This is a genomic window from Stenotrophomonas sp. STEN147 (assembly GCF_056757995.1).
In genome coordinates this window covers 1-540 of sequence record NZ_JBRRCG010000040.1, presented here as the reverse complement: position 1 = coordinate 540, position 540 = coordinate 1, and the positions used below count along the sequence as shown (strand labels likewise).

General features: G+C 54.8%; 2 tRNA genes and 1 rRNA gene. All 3 read right to left on the bottom strand.

Annotated features, from left to right (window positions below):
- Positions 1-141: 141 nt before the first annotated feature.
- Positions 142-218, bottom strand: a tRNA-Ile gene (locus tag ACVOKU_RS18545).
- A 71-nt stretch (positions 219-289) separates the two neighbouring features.
- Positions 290-365: transfer RNA gene (locus ACVOKU_RS18540), tRNA-Ala, on the bottom strand.
- Between the two features lie 94 nt (positions 366-459).
- A 16S ribosomal RNA gene (locus ACVOKU_RS18535) occupies positions 460-540 on the bottom strand; the annotation flags it as partial.

Below are 540 nucleotides of genomic sequence, written 5' to 3'. Positions count from 1 at the left end.
GACTTTCGTCTCTCGCCTTAGCCTCACGACACGTCTGATAGAACATCTCAAACGCTCGCTACGTCACAAGTTTTAAAAGAACACGTACCGGCCACAGTGCCGATGCGTATATAAGATCGAATGTATGCGTCATTCAGAGAATGGTGGGTCTGGGAGGACTCGAACCACCGACCTCACCCTTATCAGGGGTGCGCTCTAACCACCTGAGCTACAGACCCGGAAAGTTTTTCTGGAGAGTCCGCACATGGATGTGCGGGCTTTTCCGGAAGGATCCGGATAACCAACTCCCTGGTGGAGCCTGTCGGGATCGAACCGACGACCCCCTGCTTGCAAAGCAGGTGCTCTCCCAGCTGAGCTAAGGCCCCAGAAAGGGACATCTCACACCGGCTTGGCCGATGCAAATCTCTGAATGCAGGTACTTTGTGAAGACGCCCGACAGGACGATGCTGTCTTTGCTCAAAAGGAGGTGATCCAGCCGCACCTTCCGATACGGCTACCTTGTTACGACTTCACCCCAGTCATCGGCCACACCGTGGCAAG